19 protein-coding genes are annotated in these 13852 nt (G+C 46.1%); 10 read left to right on the plus strand and 9 right to left on the minus strand.

The window, feature by feature from the left end; all coding sequences use genetic code 11:
• Positions 1 to 114: 114 nt before the first annotated feature.
• Together ACH32G_RS04145 and ACH32G_RS04150 are read left to right on the plus strand one after the other, a co-directional pair.
• Positions 115 to 1500 carry a hypothetical protein gene (locus ACH32G_RS04145; RefSeq protein ID WP_448814021.1) on the plus strand — a complete coding sequence of 462 codons (1386 nt, stop codon included), beginning with the start codon at positions 115 to 117 and terminating at the stop codon, positions 1498 to 1500.
• A gap of 68 nt (positions 1501 to 1568) precedes the next feature.
• Entirely contained in the window at positions 1569 to 2756 is a 1188-nt protein-coding gene (locus ACH32G_RS04150) for a M20 family metallopeptidase (RefSeq protein ID WP_448814022.1), read from the plus strand.
• Positions 2757 to 2778: 22 nt separating this feature from the next.
• Here the strand turns inward: ACH32G_RS04150 and ACH32G_RS04155 are convergent, their stop codons facing one another.
• The 3 genes from ACH32G_RS04155 to ecsA are packed head-to-tail and all read right to left on the minus strand — an operon-like array spanning position 2779 to position 5488.
• On the minus strand, positions 2779 to 3483 hold the full coding sequence (locus ACH32G_RS04155; RefSeq protein ID WP_448814023.1) for an EcsC family protein: 705 nt from the start codon (positions 3481 to 3483) through the stop codon (positions 2779 to 2781).
• Between the two features lie 42 nt (positions 3484 to 3525).
• Complete coding sequence (locus ACH32G_RS04160; RefSeq protein ID WP_064778246.1) at positions 3526 to 4752, minus strand: ABC transporter permease; 1227 nt, start codon at positions 4750 to 4752, stop codon at positions 3526 to 3528.
• Positions 4745 to 5488, minus strand: a complete 744-nt coding sequence (gene ecsA / locus ACH32G_RS04165; protein WP_016938341.1) for an ABC transporter ATP-binding protein EcsA — start codon at positions 5486 to 5488, stop codon at positions 4745 to 4747. Before ecsA ends, ACH32G_RS04160 begins: the two co-directional genes overlap by 8 nt.
• Before the next feature lie 490 nt (positions 5489 to 5978).
• Here ecsA and ACH32G_RS04170 point away from each other — a divergent pair, with 490 nt between their 5' ends.
• The 3 genes from ACH32G_RS04170 (at position 5979) to ACH32G_RS04180 (ending at position 8270) form a co-directional block, all read left to right on the plus strand.
• Positions 5979 to 6416: an HIT family protein gene (locus tag ACH32G_RS04170; protein WP_007409220.1), complete on the plus strand. Its 438-nt coding sequence runs from the start codon at positions 5979 to 5981 to the stop codon at positions 6414 to 6416.
• A gap of 135 nt (positions 6417 to 6551) precedes the next feature.
• Positions 6552 to 7631, plus strand: coding sequence for a 3-phosphoserine/phosphohydroxythreonine transaminase (gene serC, locus ACH32G_RS04175; RefSeq protein WP_045925268.1), 1080 nt, complete (start codon positions 6552 to 6554; stop codon positions 7629 to 7631).
• Between the two features lie 120 nt (positions 7632 to 7751).
• Positions 7752 to 8270 carry a tryptophan transporter gene (locus ACH32G_RS04180; protein ID WP_016938343.1) on the plus strand — a complete coding sequence of 173 codons (519 nt, stop codon included), beginning with the start codon at positions 7752 to 7754 and terminating at the stop codon, positions 8268 to 8270.
• Positions 8271 to 8327: 57 nt separating this feature from the next.
• On the opposite strand, the gene ACH32G_RS04185 is transcribed toward ACH32G_RS04180, so the two are convergent.
• Positions 8328 to 8519 carry a hypothetical protein gene (locus ACH32G_RS04185; protein ID WP_007409223.1) on the minus strand — a complete coding sequence of 64 codons (192 nt, stop codon included), beginning with the start codon at positions 8517 to 8519 and terminating at the stop codon, positions 8328 to 8330.
• A 118-nt stretch (positions 8520 to 8637) separates the two neighbouring features.
• On the opposite strand from ACH32G_RS04185, the gene ACH32G_RS04190 reads away from it, so the two are divergent.
• Together ACH32G_RS04190 and ACH32G_RS04195 are read left to right on the plus strand one after the other, a co-directional pair.
• Positions 8638 to 8994, plus strand: coding sequence for a YtxH domain-containing protein (locus ACH32G_RS04190; RefSeq protein WP_007409224.1), 357 nt, complete (start codon positions 8638 to 8640; stop codon positions 8992 to 8994).
• A 179-nt stretch (positions 8995 to 9173) separates the two neighbouring features.
• Entirely contained in the window at positions 9174 to 9785 is a 612-nt protein-coding gene (locus tag ACH32G_RS04195; RefSeq protein WP_016938344.1) for an HTH-type transcriptional regulator Hpr, read from the plus strand.
• Here ACH32G_RS04195 and ACH32G_RS04200 read toward each other — a convergent pair.
• A complete protein-coding gene (locus tag ACH32G_RS04200) occupies positions 9782 to 10123 on the minus strand; it encodes a YhaI family protein (protein ID WP_003155243.1) in 342 nt (113 codons plus the stop codon). The genes ACH32G_RS04195 and ACH32G_RS04200 overlap by 4 nt on opposite strands.
• A gap of 210 nt (positions 10124 to 10333) precedes the next feature.
• Between ACH32G_RS04200 and ACH32G_RS04205 the strand changes: the two genes are divergently transcribed.
• Together ACH32G_RS04205 and ACH32G_RS04210 are read left to right on the plus strand one after the other, a co-directional pair.
• The gene (locus ACH32G_RS04205) at positions 10334 to 10864 is read left to right on the plus strand and encodes a DUF3267 domain-containing protein (RefSeq protein WP_415272606.1); all 531 of its coding nucleotides are present in this window, start codon (positions 10334 to 10336) and stop codon (positions 10862 to 10864) included.
• Between the two features lie 60 nt (positions 10865 to 10924).
• A complete protein-coding gene (locus tag ACH32G_RS04210; RefSeq protein ID WP_003155245.1) occupies positions 10925 to 11143 on the plus strand; it encodes a hypothetical protein in 219 nt (72 codons plus the stop codon).
• A gap of 52 nt (positions 11144 to 11195) precedes the next feature.
• Here the strand turns inward: ACH32G_RS04210 and yhzE2 are convergent, their stop codons facing one another.
• Both yhzE2 and ACH32G_RS04220 read right to left on the minus strand, forming a co-directional pair.
• Positions 11196 to 11282, minus strand: a complete 87-nt coding sequence (gene yhzE2 / locus ACH32G_RS04215; protein ID WP_013351705.1) for a sporulation protein YhzE2 — start codon at positions 11280 to 11282, stop codon at positions 11196 to 11198.
• 124 nt (positions 11283 to 11406) lie between these two features.
• Positions 11407 to 11493: a YjcZ family sporulation protein gene (locus ACH32G_RS04220; RefSeq protein WP_016938346.1), complete on the minus strand. Its 87-nt coding sequence runs from the start codon at positions 11491 to 11493 to the stop codon at positions 11407 to 11409.
• 158 nt (positions 11494 to 11651) lie between these two features.
• Here ACH32G_RS04220 and ACH32G_RS04225 point away from each other — a divergent pair, with 158 nt between their 5' ends.
• Complete coding sequence (locus ACH32G_RS04225; RefSeq protein WP_016938347.1) at positions 11652 to 12509, plus strand: peptidylprolyl isomerase; 858 nt, start codon at positions 11652 to 11654, stop codon at positions 12507 to 12509.
• A gap of 38 nt (positions 12510 to 12547) precedes the next feature.
• Here the strand turns inward: ACH32G_RS04225 and ACH32G_RS04230 are convergent, their stop codons facing one another.
• Together ACH32G_RS04230 and yhaM are read right to left on the minus strand one after the other, a co-directional pair.
• A complete protein-coding gene (locus ACH32G_RS04230) occupies positions 12548 to 12775 on the minus strand; it encodes a sporulation YhaL family protein (RefSeq protein ID WP_013351703.1) in 228 nt (75 codons plus the stop codon).
• Positions 12776 to 12887: 112 nt separating this feature from the next.
• On the minus strand, positions 12888 to 13832 hold the full coding sequence (gene yhaM / locus ACH32G_RS04235) for a 3'-5' exoribonuclease YhaM (RefSeq protein ID WP_016938348.1): 945 nt from the start codon (positions 13830 to 13832) through the stop codon (positions 12888 to 12890).
• Positions 13833 to 13852 lie beyond the last annotated feature (20 nt).

The raw sequence follows: 13852 nt of genomic DNA on the forward strand, positions 1-13852 counted from the left end.
AACCGCCGGAGATTCTCCGGCTTTTTTTAGTCCCGATTTTCCGCCTCCCCTTTGCACCTTCCGCCCGCCTATGAATAACCTGTAGCAATCCTATTTATAAACGGAGTGGTTCAATTGGGGATCGGCATCTACTCGGTACATCTGCTTTATGTTGCTTTTATCGCGGCCATTATCGTTTTTATGCTTCTCAGAAAAGATACAACCTTTATTTCACTTGCCGGTATTTTTGTGATTGCGCTATGGACGACGCATTCATTCTCCGCTTCGGTCAGCAGCCTGTTTCACAGCTTCACGTATGCCGCCGGGGAATTGCTGCCGACGATTTTTATTATTTGTTTTATCATGGCGATGAGCGGCATTTTGACCAAAACAGGTATTAATGAAGCGATGATTTCTCCGTTTGCGAAGCTGATGAAGGGGCCGGCTGCCGCGTATTGGATCATCGGCTGCCTGATGTTTGCCATCTCTCTTTTTTTCTGGCCGTCACCCGGTGTGGCGCTGATCGGCGCTGTGCTGCTTCCCGCGGCGATCCGGGCGGGCCTTTCTCCGATCGCCGCGGCAATGGCGATGAACCTGTTCGGCCACGGATTCGCTTTATCAGGTGATTACGTCATTCAGGCGGCGCCGAAATTGACAGCCGATGCCGCGGGCGTTCCTGTGGGCGATGTCATGCAGGCTAGTATTCCGCTCGTTTTAATCATGGGGTTAACGACGACAATCACCGCTTTTTTTCTCATCATGCGGGAGCGAAAAAAAACGCAGGTCCCCCTCTCCTTTGACAGCTCCGGTTCTTTGGACATAAGCATGTATCTCCCGAAAAAACTCAGGGTGACTCTGGCTGTTCTCATTCCGCTTGTTTTCCTCGCCGATATTATCTGCATGATCGTCTACCGCCTGCAGGGAAATGATGCGACGGCACTCGTCGGGGGAACGGCGATCGGCATTCTCCTGATCATTCATTTCATCGTGCATAAGCAGCGGCATTTAGAAAAGATCACTGAATATTTTATCGGCGGTTTTCAATTCGGCTTTAAAGTATTCGGCCCCGTCATTCCGATCGCGGCGTTCTTTTATCTTGGTGACGCGGGGTTTAAAAGTATGTTGAACACCCCCCTGCCGAAAGGGTCTGCGGGTATCGTCAATGACCTTGGCCTGGCGCTGTCCCATTCCTTTCCGATGTCCGGGGAATTCGCCGGCATCGCCCTGACCGCAGTCGGTGCGATTACCGGGCTTGACGGTTCAGGCTTTTCCGGTATTTCTCTTGCAGGATCGATGGCAAAGCTGTTTTCCGCCGCGCTTCATACGAATCCGGCCGTTTTAACGGCGCTGGGCCAGATTTCAGCGATCTGGGTCGGGGGCGGAACATTGGTCCCTTGGGCACTTATTCCCGCTGCGGCTATTTGTAAAGTTGACCCGTTTGAGCTTGCCAGAAAAAACTTTATCCCGGTGACGGCCGGGCTTATCGTCACGACGATTGCCGCCATCATCATTCTTCCGTAGCAAAAAGATTGAAATCTTCTGACATTTTCTATACAATCATGGGAAAAGCAGACGAGGGGGCACCGCTTTTGACATTAACGACACTTCAAAAAAGCTTGTACGCTCAGCTTGACGGGCTGTATGAGGAAATGGTTGAAATCAGACGTCACCTTCACAGGAATCCCGAGCTTTCCTTTAAAGAAAAAAAAACACCGGCATTCATCGCTTCGTTTTATGAAAAGCTCGGCGTTCCCATCCGGACGAACGTGGGGGGAAACGGCGTCACAGCCTATATTGAAGGCGGAGAACCGGGACCTTGTGTCGCGCTCAGGGCTGATTTTGACGCTTTGCCGATACAGGATGAAAAAGATGTGCCCTATGCTTCACAAATTCCCGGCGTCATGCACGCCTGCGGCCACGACGGCCATACGGCGGCTCTGCTTGCTGCCGGAAAAGTGCTTTATCACAACCGGAAAAAACTGAAAGGATCATTTGTGATGATCCACCAGCACGCCGAGGAATTATCTCCCGGCGGAGCAACATCAATAATTGAGGACGGCTGCCTTGAACATGTCGATGCCATTTTCGGCACACACCTATGGGCGACTGAACCCGTCGGAACGGTCTTATGCCGCCCGGGCCCAGTGATGGCCGCCGCTGACGGCTTTACGATTAAAGTCATCGGCAAAGGCGGCCACGGCGCGATCCCTCACGATACGAAAGACGCCATTTTAATCGGCTCACAAATCGTCACGGCCCTTCAGCATATCGTGAGCCGGCGTGTAAACCCGATGCAGCCGGCTGTCATCTCAGCGGGCTCATTCATCGCTGAAAATCCGTTTAACGCCATTGCTGATCAGGCAGTCATCACAGGCACCGTACGCTCGTTTGATGAAGAGGTGCGCAGCCTGCTCGAAGCAGAAATAGAAGCCGTCGTAAAAGGGATCTGTTCCATGCACTCCGCTTCCTATGAGTATCGTTTCAAACGCGGCTATCCCGCCGTCGTCAATCATCCGGAGGAAGCGGCGCACGCTGCGGCAGCCGCCGCGGAAACAGACGGCGTCACGAAAGTTGTTGAAGGAGAGCCGCAGATGGCGGGAGAGGATTTTTCCTATTATCTGCAGCATACAAAAGGCGCTTTTTTCTTTACGGGCGCCGCTTTAGACGATGCGGAATCTATTTACCCTCACCATCATCCGAAATTTGATTTTAATGAAAAAGCGATGCTGACCGCCGCCAAGGTGCTGATCGGCGCCGCGGTGAGCTACCCCCGATAGGGCATAAAAAACAGTCGGTACATTACGTACCGGCTGCTGTGATTCTTAAATGAAAAACGTGCCTTGCCGTCTCGCCGAGCTGTGACAGCAGTTTATAATTGGCCGCTCCGCCCACGGCGGCTCCGACGACCGGCAAAAGCTGAAACAATTTCACCACGTCCAGATAGTCGCGGTATTCCTGCTGAAAAACTCTCCAATCAACTTCATGCTTTTTTGAATCCCAATGTTCAATGATTGAATATATGCGTTTCCGCTGTTCACCGCTTGAGAAAGCAAGCTGAAAAATAAACAGCAAAAACAATCGTTCATCTCTATCTTTCACATCATAGCCGTAAACGGAGGCAAGATCGAACAGACATTTCATTTTAATGGACAACAGCAATGGAAAGTCAGCCATCCCCAAAAAAATTCCGCCGGCCCCCGTACCGATGCCCTCGGCTGCCGCGACCTTTTGATAGGATGCGATAGTTTGTCTGGCGAGGGAATCTTTTTCTGTAAGCGACATGCCGCTTGTATCCCGCTTGCTTTTTACGAGGTTTGACCCCGCCATTGTTGCTTCGGTCATTTTTTTAATGCTTTCTGTGATGACGGCATGAATTTTTCCGGGAATCCGCTCATTTATTTTCGCCTGCATGCCTTTAGAAAAACGTTCAAACATGGAATCCTTACGCAAAAAACGCGCTTTCCATTGCAGGGCTTCCTGTATCAGCTGCTGATCGCCGGTCATCCGCGTCTCCTTCTTTCGTATAGGTTTCAAAAACCCGTTTGATTACAGCCTGCCGTACTTTTTCAATCTGCCGCCCATATACGAAGGCATAATCACAAAGATCAGGACGGCTGAAGCGATAGCGGCATAAAGCGCCCCGCTGACTCCCGCGGCATAGGCCGACGCTGCCGAAAACAGCAGGGCCTGCACGGTTAACGCCGATTTCATAAGTGAAAAGAAACTTTTCAGCTTCACTTTCTGATTGACCGGGTAAAGCTCCTGTAACGACAGATGTTGAAAATGCCCGAACAGCGGCAAAAGCTGTATCCCCGTAATAAAGACGGTAAATACGGTTAACGCCGCCGTTATCAACGGATTGGCGGAAACGAGCATAATAATCAGGATAAAAATAATCGTGAGTCTGACCTGAATGCCCAGATAATCATTTGAACGAAGAAAGGCCCGCGCATACATATAGGAGAACGTTTTCCGTTGCTCGAACGGAATCATTCTGAGCAAAAAGTCGAGATACGCCCGGCGTTTTGCCTGTTTCTTCAAGTGAGGCACATCGGTAAACAGATTGGCAATTCTGTAAAACCGCTGCTTCCTTCTTAATTCATATTCAATATGAGCTTCCCATTTTAACGATTTATGTTTCGCAGCTGATGTGAAATAGACATAAAGGCCGGCCATTACAATGTAGACGGCGGCAGCGTACAGATAAAACGATTGTAAGACGAAGTATAAAAGCAGCATGTTGCAGATAAAGCGTATGACCGCATCCATCATTTTCATACTTCTGTCATTCATAAATGTCATCCGCCACTCCATGGCCTGATTCCACGCTTTCACCGCCAGCATCTGAATAAAAACGGCGGCATACGACGCAAGCGACGCCCCCGGACTTACAGCGAAAAACAGAGGCATGCATACAAGCGACAGAGCGAAAAGCGGAAACAGCTGTGACAGATAGCTGTACTTGAATGCATGCTTAAAGTAAGTCCCCATTTTCGGTTCAAGCGGCAGCAGGAACACGAGATCTGCTTCCTTTAACAGCGTCCGGACGTATGAACCCGTCAGCACGATAGAAAAGAGCACCGCCATCACCCAAAAGGACGGGAAATGAACGGGAATGTCTTTGACCCATTTGCTGTACCAGCTCGCAGCGCCGGCAATAAAAAAGATCAGGACAATGACGAGATGATCATTGAGCATATATTTCATATACATTCTGGTTTCCTTTATATGCTCCTCAAGCCGGGACTGCCAAATAGTAGACATATTATTCATGGCCGGCGTCTTCCTTCGTCAGTTCAATATATAAATCATCAAGAGCGGCGTCTCTCATGCCGAACTGCTCTCTCAATTCTTCCAGCGTTCCGCTTGCGCGTACTTCGCCGTTATGTAAAATGATGAAAGCGTCACAGTAGCGCTCTGCCGTCGCCAGTATATGCGTTGACATCAGCACGCTTGATCCGGCTTTTTTCGCGGCGTCCATCCGCTCCAGCAATGCATTGATCGCAAGCGGGTCAAGCCCGAGAAACGGCTCGTCAATAATATAAAGCGAAGGCTCCGCGAGAAACGCGCACATGATCATGACCTTCTGCTTCATCCCTTTGGAAAAGTGAGCGGGAAACCATTTCAGCCTTTTTTCCATTCTGAATTCTTTCAGAAGCGGCGGAAGCCTTTTTTCAAGCGTTTCTTTCGAAAGGCCGTACGCCATGGCCGTCAGCTCCAAATGCTCTTTGAGCGTCAGTTCTTCATACAGCACCGGCGTTTCGGGGATATACGTAAATTGCGAACGATAGCCCTCTTTATCCTCTGAAAACGTCTTGCCGTTCAGCTCGATCGAGCCTTTATGCGGGTCCATTAAACCGATAATATGCCGGATCGTCGTGCTCTTGCCCGCGCCGTTTAATCCGATGAGTCCGACAATCTGGTTCGGCTCAAGGGTGAATGAAACATTTTTTAAAACCGGGTTTCTCGTATAACCGCCGGTTAAGTCTTTTACCGATAGCAGAGACATAATTTCTCCCCTTCTGATTCGTTTTTCTTCATAGTACCAAAAATAAAGGCTGATTTGAAACGATTCCCTTTTTTTCTCACGTAAAAAAGCCTGCATAGTTATCGTGACAGCGGACATCATAATGTGTGTAGAAGGAAACAGCTTTAATCAACTGAAAATGAGGTGTTTATAAAAGACGTCTTAGAACAGTTGGATGAAAATCAACATGTCTTATGCTTACAATTTCTTCACACACTGCTTTGATGATGTTCTTCAGTCATGATGAAATAATCAAATGAGGTGTTTGTCCCAGGAATGATCAAGCAGACCCATAAGTCTTCATTTTAAAAACAAATGAGGTGCTTACAAAAGGCATATTCAATTTTCTGTGATAAAGCTCGTACTTCTGCATCAGGATGAACGCCAGCCGTTCATCCTGTTTTTTATTTCGGCGGGTTTTGTGGTACGATGAGAATATACATATATTTCTTTTCAGGGAGGAAACCCATCTATGCACAAAGCGGACGATTGTATTTTCTGCAAAATCATTGCCGGCGACATTCCGTCTTCAAAAGTATATGAAAACGAACACGTCGTTGCGTTTCTCGATATCAGCCAGGTCACAAAAGGCCACACGCTCGTCATTCCGAAAACACATATCGAAAACGTGTACGAGTTTACGCCTGAGCTTTCTAAAGAATATTTTGAAGCGGTGCCGAAAATCGCGCGCGCCATCCGGGATGAATTCGAGCCGATCGGGCTGAATATCCTCAATAACAACGGTGAAAAAGCGGGCCAATCCGTGTTCCATTTTCACATGCATATCATTCCGCGTTACGGAAAAGGCGACGGATTCGGAGCCGTCTGGAAGACACATGCCGAAGACTATACGCCTGACGATCTTCAGGAGATCGCGTCAACCGTCAGAAAACGCCTTGCCTCATCTTAAGGATGAGGTTTTTTTGCGCCCGAAACATAAAATACATAAAATAATATTTTTTCATATCAAAAAAATCTAAAAATTGTGATAGGATAATTGTATTATTTCTTACACTAAAGCGGAAAACAGGGAGAGATCGTAAAAATGGAACGTACAACGAATTTCAATGCAGGACCCGCAGCCCTTCCACTGGATGTGCTGCAAAAAGCACAGAAAGAATTTATCAACTTCAATGATACCGGCATGTCTGTCATGGAGCTGTCCCACCGGAGCACAGAATATGACGCGGTGCATCAAAAAGCGAAAACCCTTCTGAAAGAACTGATGGATATCCCCGACGATTATGATATTTTATTTCTCCAAGGCGGAGCAAGCCTTCAATTCTCAATGCTGCCGATGAACTTTTTAACGCCGGAGAAGACGGCGCACTTCATCGTGACGGGCGCATGGTCTGAAAAGGCCCTCGCTGAGGCGAAACTGTTCGGAAACACATCCGTCACGGCAACAAGCGCAGATTCAAACCACAACCATATACCGAAAGCGGACCTCTCACAGATAAAAGATGGCGCCTACTTGCATATTACGTCCAACAACACGATTTTCGGAACGCAGTGGAAAGAGTTCCCGAATTCACCGATTCCGCTCGCAGCCGACATGTCAAGCGACATCCTGAGCAGAAAATTTGATGTCAAAAAGTTTGATGTCATCTACGGCGGAGCCCAGAAAAACCTCGGGCCGTCCGGCGTTACGGTCGTCATCATGAAAAAATCATGGCTTGAAAACGAAAACGCCAACGTTCCTAAAATTTTGAAATATTCCACCCACACAAAAGCCGATTCACTGTATAATACGCCGCCTACATTTGCGATTTATATGCTGAGCCTCGTCCTTGAATGGCTGGCTGAAAACGGCGGTGTCGAAGCGGCTGAACGGCGCAACCGGGAAAAGGCGGATGTCCTGTACGGCACAATCGATGCAAGCGGCGGATTTTACGCGGGGCATGCCGAAAAAGACAGCCGTTCTCACATGAATATTACCTTCACCCTCCGCGACAGCAGTCTGACGAAAAAATTCGTTGAAGAAGCGAAAGCGGCAAAAATGACCGGACTCGCCGGCCACCGCTCAGTCGGAGGCTGCAGGGCATCTGTTTACAACGCCGTCAGCCTGGCTGATTGTGAAAAACTGGCTCAGTTTATGAGAAAGTTCCAGCAGGAAAACGAATAAATTTCTTCTAACCCGACAGTTCCTTTGATATACTGTTGGCATATCAATTTTTCCGGCCATCGCAATAAATGACGAGCATATTATTGGATGGCGAAAAAGCTTAGCAGAGGAGAGCTTAGTATGAAAACAAAAGAATTAGTCATTATGGCCCTGTTTGCGGCAATCGGAGCGGTGCTTCATTCCATTATGCCGCCGGTATTATTCGGAATGAAACCCGACATGATGCTTGTGATGATGTTCATGGGAATTCTGTTATTCCCCCGTGTGCAGAACGTGCTGATGATCGGGATTGTAACGGGAATCATTTCCGCACTCACGACATCTTTTCCGGGGGGACAGCTTCCGAATATCATTGAAAAACCGGTAACGGCGTTTCTGTTTCTCGCACTGGCGCTTTTGGTGAAAAAAAGCGTGAAAACAGCGGCGGCTGCCGTCATTACGATAGCCGGCACTTTCATCTCCGGTGTGATCTTTCTGGCGCTGGCCCTTCTGATTGTCGGCCTGCCGGGCGGATTCACGGCATTGGTGCTCGCGGTCGTCCTTCCGGCGGCTGCGCTGAACGCGATCGCCATTATCATCATGTATCCGATTGTGCAGACGATCTTAAAACGGTCCAATATGATTGAAACGGCAAAATAGCCGCATACTGAAACCTCTTCCGGCCGGAAGAGGTTTTTTAATGTGTTTCAGCATGTTTCATACGAGAAGTTTTGTGAAAAAGATAAGGAACAATGCGAGGGCGGTTCCTGCTGAGCAGACAATGGCCTTTTGGCGGACGACCCGCTTCGGCGGATAAGAAGCGGCCTGGCCGAGCAGTTTCAGGTAATAAACGGCGCCCGCCGCAAAGACAAGAGCCATACAAGATAAAACAATCATGAAGACAGACAACCTTCTCCCTCCTTTTCCCTTAAAAAATATGCTAAAATAAAGCAAGCTATGTATAGAAGTTTATTCTTCTGAACAAAAATGGTAAAAGCTTATGAGAAAAAAAACGGGGTGATTTCAAATGGCTGACGGACGTTCCCTTTTAACAGGCCTTTTCGTAGGCGGATTGATCGGAGGCGCAGCGGTTTTGCTTTCGGCTCCTTCATCCGGAAAAGAGCTGCGGGGCAAAATTAAAGCGAATTGCAATTCAATTGAGGACACAATCAAACGGTTAAAAAAAGACGGAATGGCGCTGAAAGACCAGCTTGTCCAAACGGCGAAAGAAAGCGCCGAAGTCATTAAAGACGTAGGCGGAGAGCTTCAGACAAGCATTAAAAGGTGGCAGGAGGAAATCAAGCCGCACCAGCAGGATCTCCAAAAGGAAATCGCTGATATTGAAGAGAAAATCAGACAGCTGGAGAAAACCTTACAAAACTAATATCCTATACAACCAAAAAAAGTGCGGACATATTGCGTTCCGCACTTTTTTTTGCGGTTTAAAGCCTTTCACAGCAACGGATTTAGAATTTATTATAAAATTCTTAAATTTTCATCTTTATTAATCTTTATTTTATTGGCATAATAGAGGAAAAGAAAATGTGAAGCAGGTGATCTGTATTGAATCGTGTTGAACCGCCTTACGATTTAAAAGAAGCTTTAATCTATACCCAAAAAATGGCGCAGCTGTCCAAAGCGCTGTGGAAATCTATCGAGAAAGACTGGCAGAATTGGCTGAAGCCGTACGATCTTAATATTAATGAACATCATATATTATGGATTGCTTACCAGCTTAAAGGAGCTTCTATTTCGGAAATCGCCAAATTCGGCGTTATGCACGTATCAACTGCATTTAATTTTTCAAAAAAACTTGAAGAACGCGGGTATCTGAATTTTTCCAAGCGGCTGAATGACAAGCGGAACACGTACATTCAGTTAACAGAAGAAGGGGAAAAAGTATTTGAAAGTCTGCTAGAGGAGTTTGACCCGTCGAGAAACGCGGTGTTTAAAGGCTCACAGCCGCTCTACCACTTATTCGGGAAGTTCCCGGAGATGGAAGAATTGACCTGTGTCATCCGCCACATTTACGGAGAAGATTTTATGGAGATATTCGAGAAATCATTGACAAACATAAACAATGATTTTGAAAGTGAAGACGGAAGCCTGAAGAAAAAAGCGGGCGAATCGGCTGCCCATGAAACGGCTGAAGAGCTGGAACCGGTCAGCAATTAATCAAAGTGCTTCATAATCTCGATGAATTCTTCCATCAGCGCTGTATAAAGCCCCTGCTCGTACAAAGCAAAAATCGTTTCATGAACATCTAATTTTTCGTTCAGCTGTCCCGCAAAAAGCGCAAGGAGCTTGTCGAACGTCACAAAGCCTTGCGCTTTTTGCGACTCCAGCTCGTCCTCCAATTCGCGGCAGATCCGCCCGACCTCTTCACCTTCCTCTTCGGTCAGCCCTTTTTCAATCATCATCGCATAAAAAGGGTACTTATCCATATCCACCGTTTTCACCAGCAATTGTATGTAATATTCTAACCGCCCGATACGCTGATCCATTGAATCCATCCGTTTCACTTCTTTCTATCTTTAATCTTATTTTAGCTGATAATGAATGGAGAAGAAAGGTTAAACCGTACATTTCCATGTTTCACCGCTCTCTTCTGTTCTTCTCTTTCCGGGTTTATTTTTTTCTTTAAAAAAGGATTGATTTTTTCTCCTGAAGAGAGTAAATTATTTTGAGATTGTATTCCATCTTTGTACGGAAGGATGACTCTGATGAATTGCTGGAAAACCATTAATCTGATTAAAGATTATGGTGCGGTTCGTTTATTATTGACTGCTGTAGGTTTTATGATCCTGTTTTTTATATGCAACTTCTTGGCATTCGGGCTGCTTCGTCCGAATATCAGTTTAAGTGACGGGCATGTATTAGATTTTTGCGTTCTGCTCGTCGTTACTTTATTTGTACATAAAGTCATACATGTCCTGCCAATGATCTGCAAAAAAAGAAAAAAGGAAATGAAAATGTACTTTTTACGGATGCCGACATGGAAAGGCATACCGAAAACAACGATGCTGATTTCAACGATCAGCCCGTTTTTATTCATTACGCCGGTGTTATTTTATGCAGGCTTGGCATTCCCGAGACACGCCCATTACTTTTATATGATTTCGAGCATCCATGCGGGCTATTGCCTGCCTGATCTTCTGTTTGCGCTGCATCTGGTCAAAGCGCCGAAATCATGTCTGATTGACCAGGAATCCGACGGCTATGATATTTTAGTAAAAAAAGTGCCGGAGTCCTGATGTCCCGCTGATTTTTCAGCTTACATTCTATCTTTTTTAATAAATATTTGGTAATGTAATATGGGAGCAGTTCAGAGAGAGGGGGAATCTCCCATCATTTTATTCTATTTTATCGTGGCTGCCCTGTTTATTCTTTATTTTATAAACAGGCTCACAAATACATTATGCCTTGTCAGAGAGATTCCTGAAGACCGGCAGGATAAGGTATTCCGCTTTATTAATGTATCTATTTTAATTTTACTGATCTCTTCGTTCGTCGAGATCTCCTTTACTGTGTAAACAGGCAAAAAAAGATGGCTGCCGGCGGATTAACGCGGACAGCCATCTTTTTTTAGTAAATCCAAGAAGCGCCGATGATGATCAATAAGATGAACAGAACAACCAACAATGCAAAACCGCCTGCAAATACTTCACCCATCTCCAGAAGCACCTCCTACAAAACGTTTTATTTTTCCAATTACATCATATGCAATTCACTTCAGAAACGATTAGGCGCCTGGGTAAGAAAATGGACCGCTTTTGGAAAAAGCGATCCGTTTCGCTTAGCAAATGTAAGCTGCACCTACAATGACAAGCAAAATGAACAATACGACGAGCAGTGCAAAACCGTTTGAATATCCTCCGCCCATGGTTCATTACCTCCTTTTCATGATCAATATATTTGTATGTATCAGGAAAAAGTTTGACTAGACGAATGCCCTTTATTTAAAATCTTTTTACAGAAAGCCACAATATGTTATGATACGCATATGCAATTTAATTTGGATGATTAGGAGTGTTTAAAGGAATGAAGAAAATCGCGATAGCAGCTATTACGGCAACGAGCGTCCTGGCTCTCAGCGCTTGCAGCAGCGGCGACAACGACGTGATTGCCAAGACGGATGCCGGCAATGTAACAAAAGGCGAGCTCTACACGAACATGAAAAAAACCGCGGGCGCAAGTGTGCTGACACAGCTCGTACAAGAAAAAGTATTAGCCAAAAAATACAAAGTATCGGATAAAGAAATCGATACCAAGCTGAAAGAGTACAAAACGCAGCTCGGCGATCAGTACAGCGCCCTTAAACAGCAGTACGGCGAAGATTACCTGAAAGATCAGGTGAAATACGAACTGCTTGCACAAAAAGCGGCAAAAGACAACATCAAAGTGACTGACTCCGATACGAAAGAATATTACGACGGCTTAAAAGGTAAAATCCGCGCGAGCCACATCCTTGTCGCTGACAAAAAGACAGCTGACGAAGTGGAGAAAAAGCTGAAAAAAGGCGAGAAATTTGAAACGCTTGCGAAAGAATACTCAACCGACAACTCAAAAGACAACGGCGGCGACCTTGGCTGGTTCGACAAAAAATCAATGGATGAAACATTCAGCAAAGCAGCATTCGGCCTGAAAGTCGGACAAGTCAGCGATCCGGTCAAAACAAAGTTCGGTTATCATATCATCAAAAAGACAGAAGAACGCGGCAAATATGATGACATGAAAAAAGAACTGAAAGAAGAAGTTCTTAAGCAGAAATTAAACGACAACTCAGCTGTACAGGCGGCGATTCAAAAAGTCATGAAAAAAGCTGACGTAAAAGTTGAAGACAAGGACTTAAAAGACACGTTTAACACTTCATCATCAGCATCTTCTCAATCTAAATAAAAAAACTGTGCGGGCTCTAGGCGAGCCGCACAGTTTTTTTATGCGATCGAATGATTGGAATTTTCTTCTGCATCTCCGTTTTCATTTTCGGGCGCCGCCATACGGCGCTCGCGTTCCTGCTCCATCCGTTCAATATACACTCTTCCTTCTTTTTCAATAAACGACTGGTCAAGCTTTTCCTCTTCTTTAGCTGTCGTAAAAAGCTTATAAGCGCTGAAAATAATCCCGATAATGCAAAGGTATACCCACCAAGGAAAAAATAGCACGTTGTTTCCTCCCTTTTTACCCAAAGTCTTTATTTTAAGCTATGCCTGATAAAGACAAGTTATGAGAGCTGAACGTAAAAAAGACCGATCGTAAAGGATCGGCCTTTTTTTCTTATTGATGGAAAGTCGGTTTGTAGAAAGAACGGTTTTCAAGCGCAAATACACGCTCAGTGTATTCGCCCGGCTTCACCCGTTCAAGCGCTCTGTCCATCATGATCATTTTTGCATCCAGATTGTCAATGTAGTGCAGAATTTCCGCTTCTTTCACCATCGGCGGTTTCGGGCTTCCCCATTCCGCTTTTCCGTGATGGCTCAAAATCAAATGCTTCAGAATCAGCACTTCTTCAGCGTCAATCTGAAGCTCTTCGGCTGCTTTTGAAAGCTCTGTCACCATAATTGAAATGTGTCCCAGCAGATTCCCTTCCACGGTGTATGTTGTGGAAACAGGGCCTGAAAGCTCTTTTACTTTGCCGAGATCATGCAGGATGACTCCCGCATACAGTAAATCCCGGTCAAGAGACGGATACAGATCGGCAATCGCTTTTGCCAGGTTCAGCATCGACACAACATGATACGCAAGCCCTGAGACGAACTCATGGTGGTTTTTAGCAGCCGCCGGGTAATCCATAAAATCAGCGGCATATTTTTTGACCAGATGTCTCGTGATCCGCTGGATGTTTGGATTTTTCATTTCAAAAATGTATTGAGTGACGGTCTCCATCATTTCATCTTTCGGAATCGGCGCCGTTTCCAGAAAATCATCAATGCTGACATTTTCATTTTCGCCGGCCGGCCGGATGTTTCTGAGCTTAAGCTGGTTTCGTCCGCGATAGTGATGTACATCTCCGATTACCTTCACGATCGTCTGCGCCGCGTATGTTGTTTCATCAGTCGGCTTGGCATCCCACAGCTTCGCTTCGATATCCCCCGATTGGTCCTGCAGCATTAACGTCAGAAATGGTTTTCCGTTGCTTGCGATTCCTTTAGTCGAAGATTTAATCAGAAAGTATTGATCGACCTGCTCGCCGACCTCGTGCAGCATAATACCTTTTGCCATTCTATTAAAAGCTCCCTCCA

The sequence above is a fragment of the Bacillus sp. CIS52 genome (genome assembly GCF_053545315.1).

Bases quoted from the DNA above. Each gene is read 5' to 3' on its own strand.
- ACH32G_RS04210 (WP_003155245.1), top strand. From the start codon at position 10,925: ATGGGAGCAGTTCAGAGAGAGGGGGAATCTCCCATCATTTTATTCTAT.
- ACH32G_RS04225 (WP_016938347.1), top strand. From the start codon at position 11,652: ATGAAGAAAATCGCGATAGCAGCTATTACGGCAACGAGCGTCCTGGCT.
- ACH32G_RS04200 (WP_003155243.1), bottom strand. From the start codon at position 10,123: ATGGATTCAATGGATCAGCGTATCGGGCGGTTAGAATATTACATACAA.
- yhzE2 (WP_013351705.1), bottom strand. From the start codon at position 11,282: ATGGGTGAAGTATTTGCAGGCGGTTTTGCATTGTTGGTTGTTCTGTTC.
- ACH32G_RS04155 (WP_448814023.1), bottom strand. From the start codon at position 3,483: ATGACCGGCGATCAGCAGCTGATACAGGAAGCCCTGCAATGGAAAGCG.
- ecsA (WP_016938341.1), bottom strand. From the start codon at position 5,488: ATGTCTCTGCTATCGGTAAAAGACTTAACCGGCGGTTATACGAGAAAC.
- ACH32G_RS04190 (WP_007409224.1), top strand. From the start codon at position 8,638: ATGGCTGACGGACGTTCCCTTTTAACAGGCCTTTTCGTAGGCGGATTG.
- yhaM (WP_016938348.1), bottom strand. From the start codon at position 13,832: ATGGCAAAAGGTATTATGCTGCACGAGGTCGGCGAGCAGGTCGATCAA.
- ACH32G_RS04160 (WP_064778246.1), bottom strand. From the start codon at position 4,752: ATGAATAATATGTCTACTATTTGGCAGTCCCGGCTTGAGGAGCATATA.
- ACH32G_RS04205 (WP_415272606.1), top strand. From the start codon at position 10,334: ATGAATTGCTGGAAAACCATTAATCTGATTAAAGATTATGGTGCGGTT.
- ACH32G_RS04170 (WP_007409220.1), top strand. From the start codon at position 5,979: ATGCACAAAGCGGACGATTGTATTTTCTGCAAAATCATTGCCGGCGAC.
- ACH32G_RS04220 (WP_016938346.1), bottom strand. From the start codon at position 11,493: ATGGGCGGAGGATATTCAAACGGTTTTGCACTGCTCGTCGTATTGTTC.
- serC (WP_045925268.1), top strand. From the start codon at position 6,552: ATGGAACGTACAACGAATTTCAATGCAGGACCCGCAGCCCTTCCACTG.
- ACH32G_RS04180 (WP_016938343.1), top strand. From the start codon at position 7,752: ATGAAAACAAAAGAATTAGTCATTATGGCCCTGTTTGCGGCAATCGGA.